The organism is Corallococcus sp. AS-1-12 (genome assembly GCF_020036995.1).
In the GTDB taxonomy this organism is placed as follows: domain Bacteria; phylum Myxococcota; class Myxococcia; order Myxococcales; family Myxococcaceae; genus Corallococcus.
Genome location: NZ_JAIQDD010000005.1, coordinates 453,447 through 473,547, shown reverse-complemented (window position 1 = coordinate 473,547; position 20,101 = coordinate 453,447). Strand labels below are relative to the sequence as shown.

20 protein-coding genes are annotated in these 20,101 nt (G+C 69.6%); 10 read left to right on the top strand and 10 right to left on the bottom strand.

The genetic code is table 11. The features are described 5' to 3' along the window. Nucleotides 1-106: 106 nt before the first annotated feature. Entirely contained in the window at nucleotides 107-679 is a 573-nt protein-coding gene (locus K8556_RS11555; protein ID WP_223740088.1) for a dihydrofolate reductase family protein, read from the bottom strand. A gap of 106 nt (nucleotides 680-785) precedes the next feature. Here K8556_RS11555 and K8556_RS11550 point away from each other — a divergent pair, with 106 nt between their 5' ends. The 7 genes from K8556_RS11550 to K8556_RS11520 all read left to right on the top strand — a co-directional run bounded on the left by K8556_RS11550 (nucleotide 786) and on the right by K8556_RS11520 (nucleotide 6,773). Continuing rightward, nucleotides 786-1,154 carry a hypothetical protein gene (locus K8556_RS11550; protein WP_223740087.1) on the top strand — a complete coding sequence of 123 codons (369 nt, stop codon included), beginning with the start codon at nucleotides 786-788 and terminating at the stop codon, nucleotides 1,152-1,154. Nucleotides 1,155-1,168: 14 nt separating this feature from the next. Beyond that, nucleotides 1,169-1,792, top strand: a complete 624-nt coding sequence (locus tag K8556_RS11545; protein ID WP_223740086.1) for a hypothetical protein — start codon at nucleotides 1,169-1,171, stop codon at nucleotides 1,790-1,792. Beyond that, complete coding sequence (locus K8556_RS11540; RefSeq protein WP_223740085.1) at nucleotides 1,785-2,369, top strand: imm11 family protein; 585 nt, start codon at nucleotides 1,785-1,787, stop codon at nucleotides 2,367-2,369. The genes K8556_RS11545 and K8556_RS11540 overlap by 8 nt, the downstream gene beginning before the upstream one ends. A gap of 11 nt (nucleotides 2,370-2,380) precedes the next feature. Beyond that, on the top strand, nucleotides 2,381-3,586 hold the full coding sequence (locus tag K8556_RS11535) for a P1 family peptidase (RefSeq protein ID WP_223740084.1): 1,206 nt from the start codon (nucleotides 2,381-2,383) through the stop codon (nucleotides 3,584-3,586). 80 nt (nucleotides 3,587-3,666) lie between these two features. Continuing rightward, nucleotides 3,667-4,854, top strand: coding sequence for an enhanced intracellular survival protein Eis (gene eis, locus K8556_RS11530; RefSeq protein ID WP_223740083.1), 1,188 nt, complete (start codon nucleotides 3,667-3,669; stop codon nucleotides 4,852-4,854). A gap of 75 nt (nucleotides 4,855-4,929) precedes the next feature. After that, the gene (locus K8556_RS11525; RefSeq protein ID WP_223740082.1) at nucleotides 4,930-5,904 is read left to right on the top strand and encodes an NAD-dependent epimerase/dehydratase family protein; all 975 of its coding nucleotides are present in this window, start codon (nucleotides 4,930-4,932) and stop codon (nucleotides 5,902-5,904) included. An 11-nt stretch (nucleotides 5,905-5,915) separates the two neighbouring features. Further along, on the top strand, nucleotides 5,916-6,773 hold the full coding sequence (locus tag K8556_RS11520; RefSeq protein ID WP_223740081.1) for a WGR domain-containing protein: 858 nt from the start codon (nucleotides 5,916-5,918) through the stop codon (nucleotides 6,771-6,773). 29 nt (nucleotides 6,774-6,802) lie between these two features. On the opposite strand, the gene K8556_RS11515 is transcribed toward K8556_RS11520, so the two are convergent. After that, nucleotides 6,803-7,636: a hypothetical protein gene (locus tag K8556_RS11515; protein WP_223740080.1), complete on the bottom strand. Its 834-nt coding sequence runs from the start codon at nucleotides 7,634-7,636 to the stop codon at nucleotides 6,803-6,805. Nucleotides 7,637-7,787: 151 nt separating this feature from the next. Here K8556_RS11515 and K8556_RS11510 point away from each other — a divergent pair, with 151 nt between their 5' ends. Further along, nucleotides 7,788-8,978: a substrate-binding domain-containing protein gene (locus K8556_RS11510; RefSeq protein WP_223740079.1), complete on the top strand. Its 1,191-nt coding sequence runs from the start codon at nucleotides 7,788-7,790 to the stop codon at nucleotides 8,976-8,978. A 10-nt stretch (nucleotides 8,979-8,988) separates the two neighbouring features. On the opposite strand, the gene K8556_RS11505 is transcribed toward K8556_RS11510, so the two are convergent. The 8 genes from K8556_RS11505 to K8556_RS11470 all read right to left on the bottom strand — a co-directional run bounded on the left by K8556_RS11505 (nucleotide 8,989) and on the right by K8556_RS11470 (nucleotide 16,137). Continuing rightward, nucleotides 8,989-9,231, bottom strand: coding sequence for a FruA-associating protein, FapA (locus K8556_RS11505; RefSeq protein ID WP_223740078.1), 243 nt, complete (start codon nucleotides 9,229-9,231; stop codon nucleotides 8,989-8,991). 168 nt (nucleotides 9,232-9,399) lie between these two features. Then, nucleotides 9,400-10,281, bottom strand: a complete 882-nt coding sequence (locus K8556_RS11500) for an aldo/keto reductase (protein WP_223740077.1) — start codon at nucleotides 10,279-10,281, stop codon at nucleotides 9,400-9,402. Continuing rightward, entirely contained in the window at nucleotides 10,278-11,087 is an 810-nt protein-coding gene (locus K8556_RS11495; RefSeq protein ID WP_223740076.1) for a hypothetical protein, read from the bottom strand. The genes K8556_RS11500 and K8556_RS11495 overlap by 4 nt, the downstream gene beginning before the upstream one ends. Before the next feature lie 102 nt (nucleotides 11,088-11,189). Continuing rightward, on the bottom strand, nucleotides 11,190-11,636 hold the full coding sequence (locus K8556_RS11490) for a Spy/CpxP family protein refolding chaperone (RefSeq protein ID WP_223740075.1): 447 nt from the start codon (nucleotides 11,634-11,636) through the stop codon (nucleotides 11,190-11,192). A 120-nt stretch (nucleotides 11,637-11,756) separates the two neighbouring features. Then, nucleotides 11,757-11,939, bottom strand: coding sequence for a hypothetical protein (locus K8556_RS11485; protein ID WP_223740074.1), 183 nt, complete (start codon nucleotides 11,937-11,939; stop codon nucleotides 11,757-11,759). A gap of 55 nt (nucleotides 11,940-11,994) precedes the next feature. Next, complete coding sequence (locus K8556_RS11480; protein WP_223740073.1) at nucleotides 11,995-13,932, bottom strand: glycoside hydrolase family 15 protein; 1,938 nt, start codon at nucleotides 13,930-13,932, stop codon at nucleotides 11,995-11,997. A gap of 133 nt (nucleotides 13,933-14,065) precedes the next feature. Next, nucleotides 14,066-15,346 (bottom strand): S8 family peptidase, encoded by a 1,281-nt coding sequence (locus K8556_RS11475; protein ID WP_223740072.1) that lies wholly within the window; start codon nucleotides 15,344-15,346, stop codon nucleotides 14,066-14,068. A gap of 95 nt (nucleotides 15,347-15,441) precedes the next feature. Then, on the bottom strand, nucleotides 15,442-16,137 hold the full coding sequence (locus tag K8556_RS11470) for an MBL fold metallo-hydrolase (RefSeq protein ID WP_223740071.1): 696 nt from the start codon (nucleotides 16,135-16,137) through the stop codon (nucleotides 15,442-15,444). A 257-nt stretch (nucleotides 16,138-16,394) separates the two neighbouring features. Between K8556_RS11470 and K8556_RS11465 the strand changes: the two genes are divergently transcribed. Both K8556_RS11465 and hsdR read left to right on the top strand, forming a co-directional pair. Beyond that, nucleotides 16,395-16,715: a hypothetical protein gene (locus K8556_RS11465; RefSeq protein WP_223740070.1), complete on the top strand. Its 321-nt coding sequence runs from the start codon at nucleotides 16,395-16,397 to the stop codon at nucleotides 16,713-16,715. Next, nucleotides 16,712-20,092, top strand: coding sequence for a type I restriction-modification system endonuclease (gene hsdR / locus K8556_RS11460; protein ID WP_223740069.1), 3,381 nt, complete (start codon nucleotides 16,712-16,714; stop codon nucleotides 20,090-20,092). Before K8556_RS11465 ends, hsdR begins: the two co-directional genes overlap by 4 nt. The last annotated feature ends 9 nt before the right edge of the window (nucleotides 20,093-20,101 follow it).

The following is a 20,101-nucleotide window of genomic DNA, read 5'->3' as shown; positions in this document are numbered from 1 at the left end:
CGGAAGCTCACACCCTGCGTGGAGAACGCGTCGGTTTCTGGGGTGCCGCATGGATCCCAGGTCCCATGCGCGGGCCGGGTGCCGGCGCGGCGTGCGGCCGGCCCGGCTAGGGCTTGCGGTGCTCGTAGCTCAGGAAGACGACGCCGCAGTCGAGCGTGCGCGTGCCTGTGTGGCGCAGCCGGTGGGGCGCGAAGCCTGCTTCGACGAGCCGGATGCCCTGGCCCACGATGACGGGGTTGACCTTGATGATGAACGCGTCGATTTCGGGGAGCAGCTCGGCCGCGAGCGCGCCGCCGCCGCACAGCCAGATGCCCAGGCCGTCGCGGGCCTTGAGTTCGCGCACGGTGGCGAGCGGCGTGCGGGAGAGCTTGACGCCGGGGTCGAGGCTCTTCGTGAGGGTGCGGGAGAAGACGTAGTGTTCGAGGTGCGGGTACGCGTTGGTGACGCCCGCGTCCAGGCCGACCTGATAGGTGTTGCGGCCCTCCAGCACGGTGTCGAAGTGCCTGCCCGGGCCGGTGATGCCCTTGAAGGCGCGGTAGCCGGCGGGGAGCGTCTCCGGGTACTCGGCGGCGATGGCGTCGAAGTAGTCCTGCTCCGTGCTGAAGTAGTCGTACGCGCCGGTGGGCGAGGCGATGAAGCCGTCGAGCGAGGTGGCGACGTAATAGGTCAGTTTCCGCATGGGCGTGCTTCCTCCTGTCGCCAGGGCTTAGCACCGGGTGGGCGGACGCACCTGTTAGAAAGGCGGCGCGGGTTGTCTGTATGGCAATCCCGCGGGAGGCGGTGCCATGCGGATCCCCTGGTTGCTGGGAGGAATGGTGGTGGGTTCGGTCCTGACGCTGATCGCCGGGGCCGTGCTGTGGCTGCGCGACACGGGGCCCACGCGAGCGGGGATTGAAGTGCGCGTGGAGAACCGCACCGGCCAGGCCGTGCGCGAGGTGCGCATCGAGCACGACCACGGCCAGGTCATCTACCGCGCGATGGGCAAGGGGGACACGGTGGCCCTGACCTATCCCGTCCGGGGTGAGTCGTCCTACCGCCTCATCGCCGTGCTGGAGGACGGGAGGGAGCTGCGAGGCGGCGCGGGCTACATCGAGCGCGGGGCGCGGACGCGGGAGGTGCTGGAGCCGGAGCGGGTGGTCTCGTCGGATCCGTGAGCCGTGGAGGGCGCATGAAGCTCTGGGCAATGGCCGTGCTGCTGTGGCTGACGGCGGGCTGCGCGACGACGCGCGTGGTGAACCTGGACACAGGGCGAGGCAGGCCCATCGCCTATACGCCGGTGGAGACGAAGCCGGTCCGGATTGACGAGGAGGCGTTCAGGGACGCGGTCACGCGGCTCGTGCTGGAGCTGAAGCTGGACGTCGCGGTCCGGGAGGAAGGCCGGCGCTCCCTGCTCGCGTCGGTGGGCGGCATCGTCGCGGGCGCTCAAGGTCGGCAGGGGCTCCGCTTGAGCGGCGACTTTCCCCTGGACCCGATGGCGCGGCGGAGCATGGCGCTCTCCTTCGCGCTCGATACGGTCTGGGCAGGGGTGGCGGACGCGGTGGAGGAGTTGATGAACCCCGCCGCATTGCGGACCCTGGTCACGGCGATGATTGGCACCGCGATGGTGATGCTGGTCGCACCCGAGCCCGTGTCCAAGCTGGTCTTCGGCCGACTCACACTGTCGATGGCGAAATGCAGAGGAGTCGCGCAGTGCCGGACTGCGTTGGTGGACGTCCTGACAGCCATCGCGGAAGAACTGACGACCGCGGGCACCCGCATGCGAAAGCTCATCACCAGGGATCCCAATGCCTGACATGACGGAACGGCGGTTTTTCGACCTACAGATCGACGTGTACGTGCCGGGGCGCTGGTACTTCAAGACACCGACCCATGTTGACGGTCAGCCCTTGGATGACCCTTGGATGTTCACGGATGGGGTGTTCATTCCGGACCCTGGCCCGCTGCGGGTTCCGCTCTCCCGCCTTGGCAAGCCCCTGGACTTCACCTCTGCTGGCATAGGGGTCACGCCCGTTCTCAGTGCTCGGACCGCGGAGGTTTTTCGGACGCTGGCCCCCAACGACGTGCAGCTCTTTCCAGTGCAGGTCGAAGGGCAGGTCGAGCCTTATTTCCTCCTGGTCGCGGCGCGCACGGTCCGATGCGTCGATGAGGCCGCGAGTGAGGAGTTCAAGCTCTGGACTCCTGAAGACGGGCAGCCCGAGAAGGTCGGGGGATACAAGTACGTTGCCGGGCTGCGTATCGACAAGGCAAGGGTCGCTGACGAGCGCGTGTTCCGCCCGTGGGGACTTCGGACCGCGCTCATTGTCGATGGAGACCTCAAGGCCGCCCTGGAACAGACCGGCATCGTGGGAGGACAGTTCGTCGAGGTGTAGAACCCGGGCCCATGGAACTTCGTCCCACGGTCCTCCTGGGCCTGCTGTGCCTCCTGCCCATCACAAGCACCGCGCGTCCCCGGTCCAGTGACCTGGGCATCCCCTTCGGCGGACAGCCCGGTGCGCTCAATGCCATCACCGACGTGAAAGGCGTTGAAGTGGGCCACGTCACGCTGAACACCGGCGCGCAGGTGCGGACCGGCGTCACCGCCGTGCTGCCCCGGGGCCGCGAGGCCGTGGCTCGGCCTGTCTTCGCGGCCACCCATGCTCTCAACGGCAGTGGTGAGATGACCGGCACCCATTGGGTGAAGGAGTCCGGTCTGCTCTCCGGCCCCGTGATGATCAGCGACACCCACGCCGTGGGCGCCGTGCACGAGGGCGTCATCGCCTGGGCCCAGAAGCGCGACCTCACCTGGGAGCTGGGCCTGCCCGTCGTCGCGGAGACCTGGGACGGCTTCCTGCACGACATCGATGGCTTCCACGTCAGTCCCCAGCACGCGATGCAGGCGCTCGACGCCGCACGCCCGGGCCCCGTCGCCGAGGGCTCCGTGGGCGGCGGCACGGGCATGATCTGCCATGGCTTCAAGGGCGGCATCGGCACGGCCTCCCGCAAGCTCCCGGCGGAGCAGGGCGGCTACACCCTCGGCGTGCTCGTGCAGTGCAACTACGGCAGCCGCCGCCTCTTCTCCGTCGCGGGCGCTCCGGTGGGCGAGGAGATCCCCGACCTGCGCTCCTGCTACTTCGGAGACGCCCCTCCCAAGGGGCCCTACCGCGCCAACCTGCCACCTTGTTCGAAGCGCGCCAGCGCCGGTCCGCCGCCTCCGGAAGGCATGGGCTCCATCATCATCGTCGTCGCCACCGACGCGCCGCTCCTGCCGCACCAGCTCGACCGCGTGGCCCGGCGCGTGCCGCTCGCGGTGGGGAAGATGGGCGGCCTGGGGGAGAACGCCTCCGGCGACATCTTCCTCGCGTTCTCCACGCAGCCCGTGAGCGGCACGGAGGTCGCTTCCGTCTCCATGCTCGACAACGAGCGGATGACCCCGCTCTTCGAAGCCACCGTGCAGGCCACCCAGGAGGCCATCCTCAACTCCATGCTCGCCTCCGACACGATGACCGGCTTCCAGAGCGTCCGCGTCCATGGCCTGCCGCCCGACCGCCTGGTGAAGGCCCTGCGGAAGTACGGCCGCCTGCCGCCCGCCCCGAAGCCCACGAAGTGACAGCGGCTCCGCCCGGCCTTCCCCGCGCTCCATCCGCTGCGCCATGCTGCGCCGCCAGACGCAAAACAAGGGGACGCGGAATGGAGACGGACGCCTACGGACCGCCGAAGGACGAGCACGAACTGGCCGCCATCGCGGACATCACCACGCAGGCGTTCGCCATGCCGCTCGCGGACTCCGAGTCCGTGGTGCGCAAGAACTTCTCCGAGTCCACGCTGCGCATCCTGCGAGTGAACGGTGAAGTGGCCGCTTCGCTCACCCTCATCCGCATGGGCCAGTTCCTGGGCGGCCGCTCCGTGCCCCTCATCGGCGTGGGCGGCGTCGGCGTCGCTCCCGCGCACCGGGGCGCCGGCGCCGCCACGCGCCTCTTCCACCACTTCCTGCGCGAGATGCGCGACGAAGGCGCCCCCCTCTCCGTCCTCTACCCCGCGACCCAGCCGCTCTACCGGCGCGTGGGCTACGAGGTCTCCGGCGCGCGCTACGAAGTCCACGTCGACGCGGCCTCGCTGGAGCTGGGCGAACGCTCGCTGTCCCTGCGCCCCATCCGCCCGTCCGATGACGCGGCGGTGGAGGCGTGCTACCGGCGCTTCGCCTCCCAGCACCACGGCTGGCTGGACCGCGGGGACTACATCTGGCGGCGCGTGCGCACGCCCCGCAACGACACCGCCTACGGCTACGTCGTGGAGGGCACGTCCGGCGTGGAGGGCTACGTGTACCTCGTGCGGAGCCTCTCGCCCCAGGGCGCCGTGCCCACGCAGGTCCTCAAGCTCACGGACCTCGTCGCCACCACGCCCGCCGCCGCGCGACGGCTCCTGCGCTTCCTGGGCGACCACCGCTCGCTGGCGCGGGACGTGATGTGGTTCGGCGGCGCGGACGAGCCGCTCCTCGCGCTGCTGCGCGAACAGACCTACCAGGTGAAGCTGTCCATGCACTGGATGACGCGCATCCTGGATGTCACCAGGGCCCTGGAGGCACGCGGCTTCGCGCCCGGCCTGTCCGGCGCGCTCCACCTGGACGTGGAGGATGACCTCCTCCCGGAGAACACCGGGCGCTTCGTGCTGGAGGTGGAGGGCGGCACCGCCCGCGTCCGGCCCGGCGGCGAGGGCCGCCTCAAGCTGCACGTGCGCGCCCTGGCCCCGCTCTACACCGGCTTCCTCACGCCCCAGGCGCTCCAGCTCGCCGGCATGCTGACCGGGGACGACGCGTCGCTCGGCACCGCCGGCGCCCTGTTCTCGGGCCCCGCCCCCTCGCTGCGCGACATGTTCTGACGCGACAGGCGCGGGCTACCCGGCCCCCGCCGGGAGTGGTAGGAGCGGCGTCCTCGGACGGAGGAGGCTTCACACGTGCGCGCGTTCGTCACCGGTGGCTCGGGGTTCGTCGGGAAGCACCTGCTCGCGGCGCTCGCGAAGCGCGGGGAACCGGCGCGCGCGCTGGCCCGCTCGCCAGAGGCCGCGCAGGCCATCCAGGCCGCGGGCGGCGAGCCGTGGGAGGGCGACCTCACCGACCCGGAGCGCCTGCGCCTGGGCATGGAGGGCTGTGACACCGTCTTCCACGCCGCCGCGCACGTGAAGATGTCCGGCCCCCGCGCGGCCTTCTATGAAACCAACGTGCGCGGCACGGAGGCCGTGCTGGAGGCGGCGCGCGCGGCCGGCGTGAAGCGCTTCGTGCACGTGAGCACGGAGGCCGTGCTCGTGGACGGCGGCCCCATGGTGAACCTCCACGAAACGCACCCGCTGCCCGAGCGCCCCGTGGGCCCGTACCCGTCCACCAAGGGGCAGGCGGAGCGGCTCGTGCTCCAGGTCAACTCGCCGGAGTTCACCACCGTCGTGGTGCGCCCCCGCCTGGTCTGGGGGCCGGGGGACACCACCGTGCTGCCCACGCTGGTCGCCGCGGTGAAGTCCAAGCGCTTCCGCTGGATTGGGGGCGGGCACTACCTGACGTCCACCTGCCACGTGGCCAACGTCGTGGAGGGCCTGCTGCTGGCCGCGGAGAAGGGGCAGGGCGGTCAGGCGTACTTCCTCACCGACGGCCCGCCCGTGGAGTTCCGCGCCTTCGTCACCGCGCTCCTCAAGACGCAGGGCGTGGAGCCCGGTGACAAGACCCTGCCCACCGCGCTGGCCGCGACGGTGGCCGTGGTCAGCGACTTCGTCTGGGACCTGCTGGGCCTCAAGAGCGCGCCGCCCCTGTCCCGCACGGAGCTGCTGCTCGCGGGGCAGGAGGTGACGGTGAGCGACGAGAAGGCCCGGCTGGAGCTGGGCTACACGGGCAGCGTGTCGCGCGACGAGGGGCTGCGCGCACTGGCCGCGAAGGTGGAGTAACCTCCGCGTCCATGCGCAGGTTCGAGTTCGTCGACGGCAACAGCTCCAAGTTCTGGATGCCCGAGGTGCAGGGCGCCACCTTCATCGTCACCTACGGCCGCATCGGCACCGCGGGACAGCGCAAGGAGAAGGCCTTCCCGGACGAGGAGGCCGCCCTGCGCGAGTACAACAAGAAGGTCGCGGAGAAGGTCCGCGAGGGCTACGCCGAGGTGAGCGGCGGCGAGGCCCCGCCCGCGCCGCCCCCGAAGGCCGCCGCCCCGCCGCCTCCCGCGCTCGTGCTGCCGCGCCGCGTGGCCCCCGCCACGCCCGGTCCGGAGGCCGTGAGCGCCGCCGCGTCCGCGCTCGCGCTGCTCCAGTCGAAGCTCAAGGGGCCCAGTTGGAAGGTGACGCGGCTGGCGCGCAAGGCCCGCCACGCGCTGCGCGCCCTGGGCGGCGTGGACCCCGCGGCGCACCCCGCCCTGGCCGCCCCCTTCGCGGCGCTGATGGCGCACGTGGTGGGGCCCAAGGCGGAAGGGCGCCTGCCGCCGCGCCACGCGCTGGGGCTGCTGTCCCAGGTGGACGTGGCGGCCTTCCAGCGCGCGGCGGAGATGTGGAAGGCCGCGCCCGCGGGCTCGGTGCCGCCGGGCGTGGCCGCCGCGCGGACGCTCCACGACCCGGAGCTGGCGCTGCGCGTGACGGCGCTCCTCGCCGAGCGCCCCGACCTGCGCGACGGCTCCGAGGACGCCTGGACGAAGCGCTGGGCCACGCTCAAGCCGCACGTGGAGGCCCACCTGTCCGGCGCGGGCCAGTCGCTCGCCGCCTTCGTGGGCGGCGTGGACGCGGGCGGCGACGCGCACCTGTCCAAGCGGCTCGCCCGGCTGGGAGCGTGACGGCGAAGGCCCGCGCGTCACGCCCCTGTCTACGGGGCGCTGCCCGCCGCGCTGCCGCCCCCGGACGCTGCGGCCTTCTGGAGCGTGGCGGCCGTGGGCTCGCGGTCCATCTCCTCTTCCGGGTAGGCCTGCGCCGCGTCCAGGTACTTCTTCGCCTGCACCCGGCGGCGCTCCCACTTGGACAGCCCCTCCGGGGACAGCAGCGTGGGCTCCCCGCCGCCGGACTTCTCCACGACGTGGCCGTCGCAGAAGAACCACTCCGTGCGCCCGTCCGGCGACACGCGCGCGAAGAAGAGGTCCGGCTGGCCCACCTTGGAGGGCTTCGGGCACCACGTGTCGCGCGCCTTCGCCTCCCGCTCCGCGCCCTGCTCACGCCACTGCTTCTGCGCCTCGCGCAGCGCCGCGGCCGCTTGAATCCGGGGCCCCAGCTCCATCCGCTCCCGCGTCTCCGTCAAGAGCTCCCCGCCGCGCCGGGCCAGGTCCGGGAACGCGCCGGTGCTCCGGAAGTCGCAGGCCTTCAGGGCCCGGAGGTTGTTCTCGTGCACCTTCAGCACCGGGGGCAGCGTGCGCAGGCCCTCCTCCAAGAGCGCCAGGTGCTTCGCGTGCTCCAGCGCCTTCGGGTCCAGGGCCTGGTCCGTCTCCTTGACGAAGCGGGCCAGCAGGCCGTTCACCGCGGTCAGCTCGTCCTGGAACCAGCGCGGCTCCGCGTCGCAGGGGCTCGCCTTCGACCCCGTGTAGTCCCGGTACTCCGCCCGGGACATGCCCAGCGCGTAGCGCTGGATGGGCGGGGCCTGCTTCGCCGCGCAGCCCCCGAACACCGCTCCCAGTCCCAGGAGCGCGATGCTTCGTGCCAGTGTCGTCATCCGGTCCATTCTGCCAGTCCTATGAGGACAAACAAACCGGCGGAGCGGTCCCTGGACGGGGAGCGGGCGGGGGAGGGGCCGTGAGTGACAGGGTTGTGACAAAAGCACCGCCGGGCTTTCGGGGACCGCGACCCGGGGTACGAGGGGGGACATGAAGCCCCGGGTCCTCCTCCTCATTGGCGTGCTGGCCGCCCTGCTGGGGGTGTTCTACCTGCTGGCGGCCCCGGTGGCGCCCCGCCAGGGGACGCCGGAGCCGGAGCCCACCGTGCTGCCGTCGCGGCGGCGGGTGACGGACATCACGTTCCTCTACAGCACGGAGAAGCGCGCGTGGGTGGAGGCGGCGCTCGCGGAGTTCGAGCGGACGCATCCGCGGGTGCGGGTGACGCTGGTGGGGCGGGGCTCGCTGGAGGCGGCGCAGGCCATCCTGGAAGGACGGGAGAAGCCCACGGTGTGGAGCCCGGCGGACAGCGCGGAGCTGCGCATGCTCGCGGCGGACTGGGCGACGGACGCCTCGCACGGGCCGCTGTTCGCCACGCAGGGAGACGCGGCTCCGCATCCGCTGGTGCTGACGCCGCTGGTGTTCGTGGGCTGGCAGGACCGGATGGAGGTGTTGCGCAAGGCGGGCGGCGGCGCGGCCCTGTCATGGAAGACGCTCCAGCGCGCGGTGGCGAGCGACCGGGGCTGGCCCGCGGTGGGCGGCCCGCCGGAGTGGGGCTTCGTGAAGCTGGGCCACACGGACCCCCGCAAGTCCAACTCCGGCCTGCAGGCGCTCCTGTCCGCGACGCTGGAGTACCTGGGCCGGCGCGAGGGCGTGAGGGAAGGGGACCTGTTGGATCCGGGCTATCAGGCGTGGCTCCAGGGGCTGGAGCGGGGCGTGACGCGCTTCGAGCCGTCCTCGGGCACGTTCATGACGGACCTGGTGCGCTACGGGCCGTCTCGCTACGACCTGGCGCTGGTGTACGAGAGCCTGGCCATCGCGCAGTTGGAACACGCCCAGGGCCGGTGGGGGCCGCTGCGGGTGGACTATCCGCCGGTGACGCTGTGGAGCGACCACCCGGCGGCGGTGCTCCAGGCGGACTGGGTGACGCCCGAGCAGCGCGAGGCGGCGCTGGAGTGGGTGGCCTTCCTGCGCAGCCCGGCGGTGCAGGCCCGGGCGCTGGCGTTCGGCTTCCGGCCGGCGGACCCCTCCGTGCCGCTGAGGACGCCGGACGCGAGCAACCCCTTCACGCGGCTGGCGGCGCACGGCATCCGGGTGGACGTGCCGCCCGCGGCGGACGTGCCGGACGCCTCCGTGCTGCGCACGCTGTTGGATTTGTGGACGCGCATGGGCGTGGGGCGCTGAAGGCCGCCGCCTACCGCGCCCGCGCCACGAACTCGGCGACGCGCAGGGCCCAGGCCTCCGCGGAGTCCAGCTCCGAGCGCGCGTCGGCGTAGCGGTCGAACGACGCCTCCGAGCCGTCCCGCGCGAAGAGGGCCGCGTTGAAGTCCCGCTGCGCCGTGGTGAGCCACTGGCTGGCGCGCATGCGCAGCCAGTTCACCACCTGCGGGGTGGGCTCCACCTGGTTCAGGTCCAACGAGGTGGGGTGCAGCTCCACCCTTTCTCCATCCTTCTCAGACTCTGGCATCACGTTCATGGACCGGATGGTTGCCATGGCCCCCGGGCCTAGCACCCGGCCCGGATGGACGAGACAAACGTCGGTCCTGCACAGTTGCCGACGCTGAAATCTTCGCTGGAGGACGGAACGTCAGACTGGCGGGCTGCGTCAGATGACGCCATCCCACCCGGTGTCATGGCGACGGAAGGCGTCCCGGATGGCCTGGACGGTGGGTTCGGGGAGGGGACCCTGCTCCAGGGTGCGCGCGTTGGCGCGCAGGTTGTCCAGCCGCGTGGTGCCCACGATGCAGGTGGCCACGCCCGGGGCGAACGCGGTGAAGCGCAGCGCCAGCTCCGGCCACTCCAGGCCGTCCGTCTGGAGGGCCATGCGCTGCATCCGTTCCCAGTACTCGCCCACGTCGTGCGCGTAGGGGCGCCCCGGGAAGCGCCACGGCGCGTTGGCCAGGGGCCGCTTGGCGATGACGCCCACGCCGCGCGCCTGGGCCTTCGCCACGCCCTGGTCCAGCGAGCGCTGGTCGAAGAGGTTCACGGACGTCTGCACCACGGCGAACGCGCCCGTCTCCAGCGCGGCGTCCAGGCCGGCGTTGTCACCCGAGTACGCGGCGGCGCGCACCTTGCCCGCCTCCACCGCGCGGGTGAGCGCCTCGATGAGCCCCGGGCGGTGGAGCACGTCCGGCGGACACGAGTGGAAGTGCAGCACGTCCAGCACGTCCGTGCGCAGGCGCTGGAGGGCCAGGTCCACGCCGCGCGTGATGCACTCGGGCGTCCAGTCCTCCACGCCGGGCACGCCGTAGCCGCACTTGGTGGACAGCACGAACTCGCGGCGGCGCGCGCCGAGGAACCTGCCGATGCGCTCCTCGGACACGCCGTAGCTGGGCGCGGTGTCGATGAGCGTGATGCCCGCGTCCAGCACGCCGTGCAGCAGCGCCTCCGCGTCCGCGTCGCTCAGCGCTTCATTGCCCACGGGCCCCGCGCCGAAGCCGAGCGCGGACACGGTGAGCCCGCTCTTCCCCAGGGGACGTTGAATCATCGGGTCGGGCCTTCTCCACGCGCCGCCAGGTCGATGAAGCCGCGGATCCAGATGAGGTTCACGGCGTCGCAGGCATCCTGCGGCGTGGGCGTGGTGGTCTCCAGCGCGGCGGTGTACGGCACGCCCTGGCGCATGTACCAGTCGGTGACGCTGCCGTCGTGGAAGACGATGAGGCCGTGCTCGTCGGCGTGGGCGTTGTCATCCACCTTGCGGCTCTTCACCACGGTGGCGTGCGCGGCGGCGGCCTCCTGCAGCGGGCGGTAGGCGGCCTTGTCCCCGAAGACGTATGCGTACGTGGCGACGCCGCCCAGGTAGTTGTCCTGGTGGAGGTCGAGCGCCGCGTCCGGGGCGGGGAAGCGCGCCAGGTCCGTGCGCACCGCGCGCGTCTCCTTGGGGCCGCCGTCATAGAGGGCCCAGCGGAGGATGGGCGGGTCGCCCACCAGCTCGCCGCGCCACTCGCCGGGGGCGACCTCGTAGCGCATGAAGTCGTTGTTGGGCTTCTCGCCGCTGCGGTTGTAGCGGGTGCCGTCCTCGAAGCCGGAGGGGTTGATGCACGGGTAGACGCGCAGGCCCACGCCCTGGGACTTCGCGTACGCGACGATGTCCGGCAGGTGCCTGGCGAGCGTCAGCGGGCCGGCGGGCTCCTCCCCATGGAAGCCGGACGTGATGACGAGCCAGCGGTCGCCCGGGACGATGAGGCGGAAGAGGGGATAGTCGCGCCCCCCTTCGTGCACCTGCCCATATTCGGAGAGCTCCCCCAGGGCCGCGTGGGAGCGGATGCGTCGTGCGTATTCGGTGTAATCCACCGACCGACAATAACCGTGCGCGTCATCCCTGCCCACGAAGGTTCGGGGTGAAACACGGAATGTGTCGTGCCGAGCGCACCCTGCGCGGGCCGCGGGGTGGGTCTACTTCGCTCCGGTGTGCTCGCGGAAGTCGCTGGCGAGCGTCTGGCGCTGGGCGGGGGTGAGCGTGCGGTGGACCTCGAGCACGGCATCCACGGCCTTGTGGGCGAAGGCGCGAGCGGCGTCGATGCGCGCGTCCACCAGCGAGTGGAGCTTCGCGGCGTCGGGCGTGTCGGACGTCAGTTGGGTGACGGCCTCGGCGCGGGCGGCCTGCTGGCCCTCCATGAGGGACTGGCCCTCGTTGAGGAGGCGGTCCTTCACGGCGTGGATGGAGGAGCGCTGGGCCTCGGTGGCGTTGAGGTCATCCAGCTTGTCGTCCAGCTTCCAGGTGACCATCTGGTTGATGCGTGCCGGGTCGGGCGTGCCGCGGTGATGGCGGCCCCAGCCGAAACCGGTGAGCAGGGTGACGGCGACGACGGCGGTACCGGCGATGGCGAGCGTCTTCTTCATGGCGTGTGGCTCCAGGGGTGGGGTGCTGTTTCCCGCTGCTTGACTGGAACCAATATGGAAGCCGCCGGTTGCGGTGGTTTGAGCCGGCGGTGAAGAAGTGTGAAGGCCGGGGACGGAGGCTCAGCGGCCGTCCCAGAGCGTCATGTCGCCGTACTCCCAATCCCAGGGCACACCGGCCTCGCCCAGCACGAAGCGAACGAGGTGGGGATAGGCGGGCTCCGCACGGACGTCGTTGCTCAGGACGCGCACGCAGCGGCGTCCACGCGGCAGGCACACGAGGATGTTGCCGGTGCTGTCATTCAACGGGCTCCCATCCGCGAAACAGGAAGCGTACTTCACGGCTTGAGACCGCCCAAGGTCACTCAATGGAGGGCGGCTCGGGCTCCAGGAGGTGCGGCGGCTCCGACTGCCCTTCGTCTCGGAGCCTGAGCGCGCGGTCGATGCGCGCGGCGGCGCTGATGAGGCCGAGGTGGCTGAAGGCCTGTGGGAAGTTTCCCAATTGCTCGCGCGTCAGCGGGTGGATCTCCTCCGCCAGCAGCCCCAGGTGGTTGGACGCCTCCGCGTGCGCGACGAAGACGTCCTCGGCTTCCTGGATGCGATTGGCCAACGCCAGCGCCTCCGCCAGCCAGAAGCCGCAGAGGATGAATCCTCCCTCCGGCCCCGCGACTCCGTCATCCATCCGGTACCGGCGCAAGAACGGGCCCGCGCCCAGCTCCGCGCGCAGCCAGTCGATCGTCCTCAGGATGTACGGATCCGTCCCCCGGAAGCAGCCCACGATGGGCAGTTGCAGCAGCGCGGCGTCTGGCTCGTTCCCTCCGTAGACCCCGACGAAGTGCTTGCGCGCCGGATCCACGCCGTTGCGCAGGATGTCCGCCCTGATGACGTCCGCCAGGTCGGCACTGGACTGCTCCAGCGCCGTCTCCCCGAAGAGCCGTGCCAGGTGCTGCCCCCGGCGCAGGGCCAGCCACCCCATGAGCTTCGAGTGGACGTTGTGCCGCATCTCCCGGCGCGGCTCCCAGATGCCGTGGTCGGGCTCGCTCCAGCGGCGGGCGGTGGTCTGGATGACGGAGCGGAGCAGCCTCCAGGTGCGCAGCGGCAGCCGCCCGCCGGAGCGCTCGTAGAGGTAAGCCGCGTCGAGCAGCGCGCCCGCGGTGTCGAACTGGAACTGGTCCCTCGCGTCGTTCCCCAGCCGCACCGGCCTTGAGCCCTGGAAGCCGGCCAGTTGCTCCAGCTCCCGCTCCGGCGGCACGGAGGCACCGTCCAGCGCGTACATCACCTGAAGCGAGTCACCGCGTTGCAACGTGTCGCGCACGAAGTAGAAGAACTCGCGCGACTCATGCTGGAAGCCGAGGAGGTTGGTGGCGCGCACCGCCATCGCGGAGTCGCGGACCCAACTGAAGCGGTAGTCCCAGTTGCGAGGCCCTCCAATCCACTCGGGGAGCGAGGTGGTGGGCGCGGCCACCATCGCGCCCGTGGGGCCGTACATCAGCAGCTTCAGCGCCAGCGCGGAGCGCAGCACGTGGTGCCGCCACGGCCCTTCGTAGTGGAGCTGTTGCGCCCACTCGCGCCAGGCCTGGCGCGTATCCCGCAGGTGGTCGAAGGGCCGGTACGCGGCCAGCGGCTCCGGCCGGTCGGAATCCCAGGACAGAATCATCCAGCGCCGCTCGCCCGGCCCCATCCGGATGCGGGTCTGGAGGCCCGTGTCTCCCCGGCAGGGGTGGCCGCGCAGCGCCTCGCAGGGCCGCCACTCCGCCTCCCCGCTGAGCACGGCGACCAGCCGCTCGCCTCCCGACCCGCGGGCGACAAGGCCGTGCTCCTCCCGCTCCACCCGCGTCCGCGACGCCCCGTAACCGAAGCGCGGGTCGAAGACGATGTTCAGCTCCACCGGGCCTTCCAGGCACTCGATGCGCCGGTGCACCTCGTGGACGGTGGAGCGCGGGTCGTTGGTCCACGGCATGTAGTCGATGATGCGGATGGCCCCCTTGCGCTCGAAGCGGAACAGCGTCTCCAGGACGTTGGTGTCCGGGTCGTAGCGCTGAAGACTCTCGAAGGGCCACACGACGGGGGTGATGCCGGTGATGCCACCCTTCGCGTCATCGAGGATGCCCGCGAAGACGCTCGGGCTGTCGAAGCGGGGGAAGCAGAGCCAGTCGATGACGCCGTCCGGCCGGACGAGCGCGCAGGAGCTTCCATCGCCAATCACCCCGCGGGCGGCCAGGGAGATCTCCCGGTAGGACCCCGGGTTGGTGAACCGGAAGGGGCGGGCCATCCGCCTGGCGGCGCTGTAGAGGTCCATGAGCAGGCGTGTCGCGGGGCTGGAGCGCGACCTCCCGCCCTCAAGGTAGCGACCCCTGCGAGGCGGCCACACCCGGCGGCCCAGCCGCGCAGGGGTGCCTCGCTCCGCCGTGAGCGCGGACTCGGGGCCGTGCCTACTCCCCGCCGTTCCGGACGGTGGGGGCCCGCGAAGGTGCGATGAAGCCCGAGTAGGCCATCCGGTTCGGTGAGCAGCGCCCGGGGTTGGTCACCTTGTCCGGTGTGGCGTTGCCCGTCATGGCGGCGCTGACCTCCTGCGGCGCGGAGGAGGGATGGGCCTCCAGGAAGAGCGCGACGATGCCGGTGACATGGGGGGCGGCCATGGACGTGCCGCTCAGCGTTCGGGTCGCCGTGTCATCGCTGGCCCAGGCCGAGAAGATCTCCTCGCCGGGCGCGAAGACGTCCACGCAGTCGCCATGGTTGGAGAAGGACGCCCGCCGGTCCACGGTGGTGGTGGCCCCCACGGTAATGGCCTCGGCGGTGCGCGCGGGAGAGCGCTTGCACGCGTCCTGGTTCTCGTTGCCCGCCGCCAGCACATACGTCACGCCCAACGTGATGGAGCGGCGCACGGCATCGTCGAGCGCCGCGTCCTCCCCTCCGCCCAGGCTCATGTTGGCCACCGCCGGGGACTGGTGGTGTTCGGTCACCCAGTCCACGCCCGCCACCACGCCCGCCGTCGTCCCGGAGCCCTCGCAGTCCAGCACGCGCACGGCGTGCAGCGACGCGCTCTTGGCGATGCCATACAGGTTGCCGCCCACCGTGGCGGACACGTGGGTGCCATGGCCGTTGCAGTCCACGCCGTTGCGACCGTCGCCGACGGCATCGAAGGCGATGTCCGCCCGCCCGGCGAACTCCTGGTGCGTGGGGCGCAGGCCCGTGTCGAGGACGTACACGTGCACGCCCCGGCCCTGCGTCTGGTACTGGTAGCGCTGATCGAGCGGCAGGTCGCGCTGGTCGATGCGGTCAATCCCCCACGTCGCATCGGGTTGACTCTCGTCGAGCGTCACCGTGCCATTCTGCTGCACGTACGCCACCTCGGGCGCGGCGGACATGGCGCGGGCCTGCTTCTCGCTCATGCGCGCGGCGAAGCCCCGCAGCGCGTGCGTGTACACGTGGAAGGTCTTGCCGCCGAAGCGCTGGGTCAGGCGCCGCGCGACCACCGCCGGCTGCTGCGCGGCGTCCCCTTCCTGGGGTTCATTGAGCACGACGACGTATTCACCGGAGACCGGCTTCGCGACCGTGAGGAACTTCTCGCGCACCGGTGTCTGCACGGACGCGGCGCCACGGCAGGGTGTGTCACCGGGTGGCGGTATGGGATTGCCCGTGCTCTGGCACGCGGACAGCAGGAACAGCACGCAGGCGGACGAGACCGTCCGCGACAGGAGCTTCAGCGACATGGGTCCCCCCGGGGGTGACACTTCCCAGGGGAATAACGCATGCCGAATCAAAGCAGTTGCTGCCCCGCGGTGCCGCGAAACGTCCGAACCATGGCTCAGAGCAGCCCGTCCGGGATGAGCCCACGGCGCTGGGAGTCATGCATCTGCGCGCCGTCGTGGGCCACCACCAGGTGCAGCTCGGGCGCGGTGCGCAGCAGGTCGTGCAGCCACCGCAGTTGGTGTGCCATCGCCTGTGCATCCTCGCCGCCCAGCCAGTTTGTGAGCCGGGGGTGCATCCTCGGGAGCCGGATGTTGTCCTGGTGCCAGGCCACGTCACCGACGAGCAGGAACTCGCGCCCGTCGACGAGCCGCACGTACACCAACTGGGTGCCGGGCGTGTGGCCCGGGGCCTTGATGAGGACCACGCCGGGACGCAACAGGTGCATTCGCTCGTACTGGAGCGGAGTGAGTTTCGCGCGCAGCTCCGGGGTGAAGCCGGCCTCCTGCGCGAGCGGGCTTCGCAGTTGTTCGTCCGTGAGGTGGACCTTGCTCGCCACCTCGTCCAGGTATGGCGAATGCGCGATGCCCGCGCAGTGGTCGAAGTGCTCGTGGGTGACGACCGTCGCGTCCGCGCGGCGCAGCGCCTCCTGGACCCGGCTGTAGGCCGCGGCGTCGAACTCCGAGCCGGGGAACTGCTCCTGCTGCGTCTTCTCGTCGCTCACGACGTCCACCAGCACCGTGCGGCCGTCGGCATAGACGACCTGGTACGCGTTGAAGTCGAAGGCGAGTTCTCCGAAGCCGCTGCCGGCCACTACGCCACCGTGCGGGGGATCGAGCCCTCGGACGGGTTTCTCAACAGCCTGATAGGTGTGAGTTCCTCCAATGGCTTCGAAATAGGGAGCTGATGGGCGCTTCTACTGACTGCCGTCGGACAGTTCATGTAACGTTCGCAGTCTGTGAAAGTGGGAGGACCGGTGAGACCTGCGCTGGTCGGGTTGGCAAGTGCCCGGTGGGTACGGATCCCGCTCACTCGCAAAGTAAATCCGCCGCAGGCGAAAGGGACGCCGGCATGAAGCTCGCCCGCAGCAGCGGCACCGACAGCGTCATTGGTGCCATCCGGTCAGTGCGCAAGACGGCCAGCCAACTGGACCTCGTGACGCCCGCTTTCTCCCTTTTTGCCCAAGTGGGGCTACTGGCAGCATCCTGTGCCCCGGCACGGCTCGTCGTGTACTTCCTTAAAAAAGGAAGCCTCAAGCCCGCGAAGAGAGCCGGTTACGCGATGGCAAGTGAGAGCGAGTTGCCGACGTTTAAGGTCCGCGGCCAGGCGCGGATCCGGCAAGTGGAGTTCGAGCGCTGGATGGACGACCAACCGAGAGGGAGGCCGGAATGACGGCGCGTGAAAGCGGCGCCACTCTTACCAACTTCGCCCACCTTGAGACGCACGGTGCGCAACTTGTGCGCCTAGGAATGCTCGCGGAGCGCTACTTTCCCGACGACCCGAACACAGCACTCCTAAAGCTGCGGCAATTCGCGGAGCTGCTTGCCCAGATTGTGGCCACCAAGGTAGGGCTCTACGCCTCGCGTGACGAAGCGCAGTACGACCTCCTTCGTCGATTGCAGGAGCACGGGATCCTCCCGCGAGAGATCGCGCAGCTTTTCGGTGAAGTCCGACGCGCGGGAAATGCCGCGAATCACGCAATCGCTGGCGACCATCGCACCGCGCTCTCCATCCTCAAGCTCACCTGGCAGCTTGGCCTTTGGTTTCACCGCACCTTTGCAAAGCCGGACTTCAACTCCGGGCCTTTCGTACCCCCGACGCCACCGAAGGACGAGAGCGAAGAACTGCGCGCCGAGCTGACAACGCTGAGGAAGGCTCTAGCGGAGTACCAGGCCGCCCATCACGATGCGACCGAACGACTCGCTTCAACGGAAGCGAAGCTGCTCGCGGCCAAGGACGAGCAGACGTTCTGGGAGCAGATGGCCATCGAGGCCGAAGAGGCCAAGGCTACCCTCGCGCACAGGCTCGCGGCCGACCAAGCTCAGGGACTCGGGCAGCCAAAGGCCACCGTGGCGGCGTTCGTCACCGCGGCCTCGACGGCGGCGAGCGCGGTCGAACTCGACGAGGCCGACACACGCAAGCTCATCGACGAGCAGCTTCGCAACGTCGGGTGGACGGTCGACTCCGGAGCCCTCACGTACGCCAAGGGCGCGCGCCCGGAGAAGGGGAAGAACCTCGCGATTGCAGAGTGGCCGACAGCCAGCGGCCCTGCGGATTACATCCTTTTCGTTGGGCTCATGCCGGTGGCTGCCGTCGAGGCCAAGCGCAAGAACATCGACGTCTCAGGGGCGCTCCAGCAGGCAAAGCGCTACAGCCGGACCTTCAAGTCCGACGAGGGGCTCGTGTCGCCGGGCGGTCCCTGGCGCGAGTTCCACATCCCGTTCGTCTTCTCCTCCAACGGTCGCCCATACCTGCGCCAGCTCGCCACCCGTAGCGGCACTTGGTTCTGCGATCTACGCAACCCCGAGAACCTCGGGCACGCGCTTGATGGGTGGTACACGCCGGAGGGACTCATCGTCCTCCTGAAGCGCGATGAAGGCCGAGCGCACGAACAACTGAAGAATGAGCCCTTCAATTACGGCTTCCCCCTGCGCCACTACCAGCAGGCTGCCATCCAAGCCGTCGAGGCCGCCATCGGCCAAGGCCAGCGCGAGATGCTGCTCGCGATGGCGACGGGGACCGGCAAGACCAAGACCTGCATTGCCCTCATCTACCGCATGTTAAAGGTGCAGCGCTTTCGGCGTGTGCTCTTCCTTGTCGATCGCTCTGCCCTCGGCGAGCAGGCAGCCAACTCGTTTAAAGACACACGGATGGAGAGCCTGCAGACCTTTACCAATGTGTTCGGCATCAAGGAACTCGACGACCAGCGGCCCGACAGCGACACGGCAGTTCACGTCGCTACCGTGCAGGGTCTCGTGCAGCGGGTGCTCTACCCTCCCGAAGGCGTCGCGCCCCCTCCAGTCGATCAGTACGACTGCATCTTGGTCGACGAGTGCCACCGCGGCTACCTGCTCGATCGCGAACTCTCCGACACCGAGTTCGGCTTCCGCAGCTTCGACGACTACATCTCGAAGTACCGCCGCGTGCTCGACTACTTCGACGCCGTGAAGATCGGCCTCACCGCCACGCCCGCGCTTCACACCACGCAGATCTTCGGTATCCCCATCTTCAATTACGGCTACCGCGAGGCGGTGGTCGACGGCTACCTCGTCGACCATGAGCCGCCGGTCCAGATTAATACGCAGCTCTCGGTGAACGGCATTGTGTGGCGCGCCGGCGAGCAGGTGGCAGTCTACGATGCCCGCCAGAACCAAGTCGATCTCTTCACCACTCCCGACGAGATGCGCATCGATGTCGAGGACTTCAACCGCAAGGTCATCACGGAGTCGTTCAACCGCGTCGTGTGCGATTACCTCGCGGGCGAACTCGACCCGTCGTCGCGACAGAAGACGCTCATCTTCTGCGTGAACGACGCCCACGCAGACCTCGTCGTCGACCAGCTCAAGAAGGCCTTTGCCAAGCAGTACGGCAGCGTCGACGACGACGCGGTGCTCAAGATCACGGGCGCGGCCGACAAGCCGCTGCAGCTCATTCGCCGCTACAAGAACGAACGCAGTCCCAACGTCGCCGTCACCGTGGACCTGCTGACCACTGGCATCGACGTGCCCGAGATCTGCAACCTCGTGTTCCTGCGGCGAGTGAACAGTCGTATCCTCTTCGACCAAATGCTAGGGCGAGCCACTCGCCTCTGCGAGGAGATCGGCAAAGAAGCCTTCCGAGTCTTCGATGCCGTGAAGATCTACGAAGCCTTACAGAACGTGACGGCGATGCAGCCGGTTGTGGTCAATCCGTCCATTAGCTTCGCTCAGCTCAGCCGGGAACTCGGCGAGGTGAAGTCCAATGATGAGCGCAGCCTCGTGCGCGATCAGTTCATCGCCAAGCTCCAAGGCAAGAAGCGCCACCTGAGCGACGCCCAGACGCAGGACTTTGAAACCCGCGCCGGCATGTCTCCCGAGGCGTTCATCCGCCAGCTACGCATGATGGCGCTGCCCGAGATAGCCGCGTGGTTCACGCAAAACCCAGACCTCGGAGAGATACTCGATCGCAAGGACTACGCGGTACACCCACCGACGTACCTCTCGGTTCATGAGGACTCGCTGATCGGCACCGAGCGCGGATATGGCAAGGCCAAGAAGCCAGAGGACTATCTCAAGGATTTCTCCGAGTTCATCAAGAGTCGAAGCAATACGATTCCCGCGCTGGTCACCGTGCTTACCCGCCCGCGTGAACTCACCCGAAAGCAGCTCCGGGAGCTGGCGCTCGAGCTCGATCGCGCCGGTTTCTCCGAAGCGAGCCTCTCGACAGCTTGGCGCGAGATGACCAATGAGGACATTGCGGCGCGTATCGTCGGCTACATCCGACAGGCGGCCATCGGCGACGCGCTCGAGCCTTACGAACAGCGCGTCGACCGGGCACTCCAGAGCATCCTCGCCTCTAAGCGCTGGACGACTCCGCAGCGACAGTGGCTGCAGAAGATCGCGGCGCAGACGAAGGCGAACCTCATCGTCGACCGTGCCGCCCTCGATGATTCGGACCTCATCTTCAAGCGTGACGGCGGCGGATTCGCGCGCCTCGATCGCGTCTTCGGGGGCGAGCTTCAGCAGGTACTTGAGACCTTCAACGAATCCCTTTGGTCGCCGGCTGCCTGACAGCTACAA

Bases quoted from the DNA above. Each gene is read 5' to 3' on its own strand.
- K8556_RS11555 (WP_223740088.1), bottom strand. From the start codon at position 679: ATGCGGAAACTGACCTATTACGTCGCCACCTCGCTCGACGGCTTCATC.
- K8556_RS11520 (WP_223740081.1), top strand. From the start codon at position 5,916: ATGCGCAGGTTCGAGTTCGTCGACGGCAACAGCTCCAAGTTCTGGATG.
- K8556_RS11515 (WP_223740080.1), bottom strand. From the start codon at position 7,636: ATGACGACACTGGCACGAAGCATCGCGCTCCTGGGACTGGGAGCGGTG.
- K8556_RS11475 (WP_223740072.1), bottom strand. From the start codon at position 15,346: ATGTCGCTGAAGCTCCTGTCGCGGACGGTCTCGTCCGCCTGCGTGCTG.
- hsdR (WP_223740069.1), top strand. From the start codon at position 16,712: ATGACGGCGCGTGAAAGCGGCGCCACTCTTACCAACTTCGCCCACCTT.
- K8556_RS11465 (WP_223740070.1), top strand. From the start codon at position 16,395: ATGAAGCTCGCCCGCAGCAGCGGCACCGACAGCGTCATTGGTGCCATC.
- K8556_RS11540 (WP_223740085.1), top strand. From the start codon at position 1,785: ATGCCTGACATGACGGAACGGCGGTTTTTCGACCTACAGATCGACGTG.
- eis (WP_223740083.1), top strand. From the start codon at position 3,667: ATGGAGACGGACGCCTACGGACCGCCGAAGGACGAGCACGAACTGGCC.
- K8556_RS11480 (WP_223740073.1), bottom strand. From the start codon at position 13,932: ATGGACCTCTACAGCGCCGCCAGGCGGATGGCCCGCCCCTTCCGGTTC.
- K8556_RS11500 (WP_223740077.1), bottom strand. From the start codon at position 10,281: ATGATTCAACGTCCCCTGGGGAAGAGCGGGCTCACCGTGTCCGCGCTC.
- K8556_RS11550 (WP_223740087.1), top strand. From the start codon at position 786: ATGCGGATCCCCTGGTTGCTGGGAGGAATGGTGGTGGGTTCGGTCCTG.
- K8556_RS11510 (WP_223740079.1), top strand. From the start codon at position 7,788: ATGAAGCCCCGGGTCCTCCTCCTCATTGGCGTGCTGGCCGCCCTGCTG.
- K8556_RS11490 (WP_223740075.1), bottom strand. From the start codon at position 11,636: ATGAAGAAGACGCTCGCCATCGCCGGTACCGCCGTCGTCGCCGTCACC.
- K8556_RS11535 (WP_223740084.1), top strand. From the start codon at position 2,381: ATGGAACTTCGTCCCACGGTCCTCCTGGGCCTGCTGTGCCTCCTGCCC.
- K8556_RS11545 (WP_223740086.1), top strand. From the start codon at position 1,169: ATGAAGCTCTGGGCAATGGCCGTGCTGCTGTGGCTGACGGCGGGCTGC.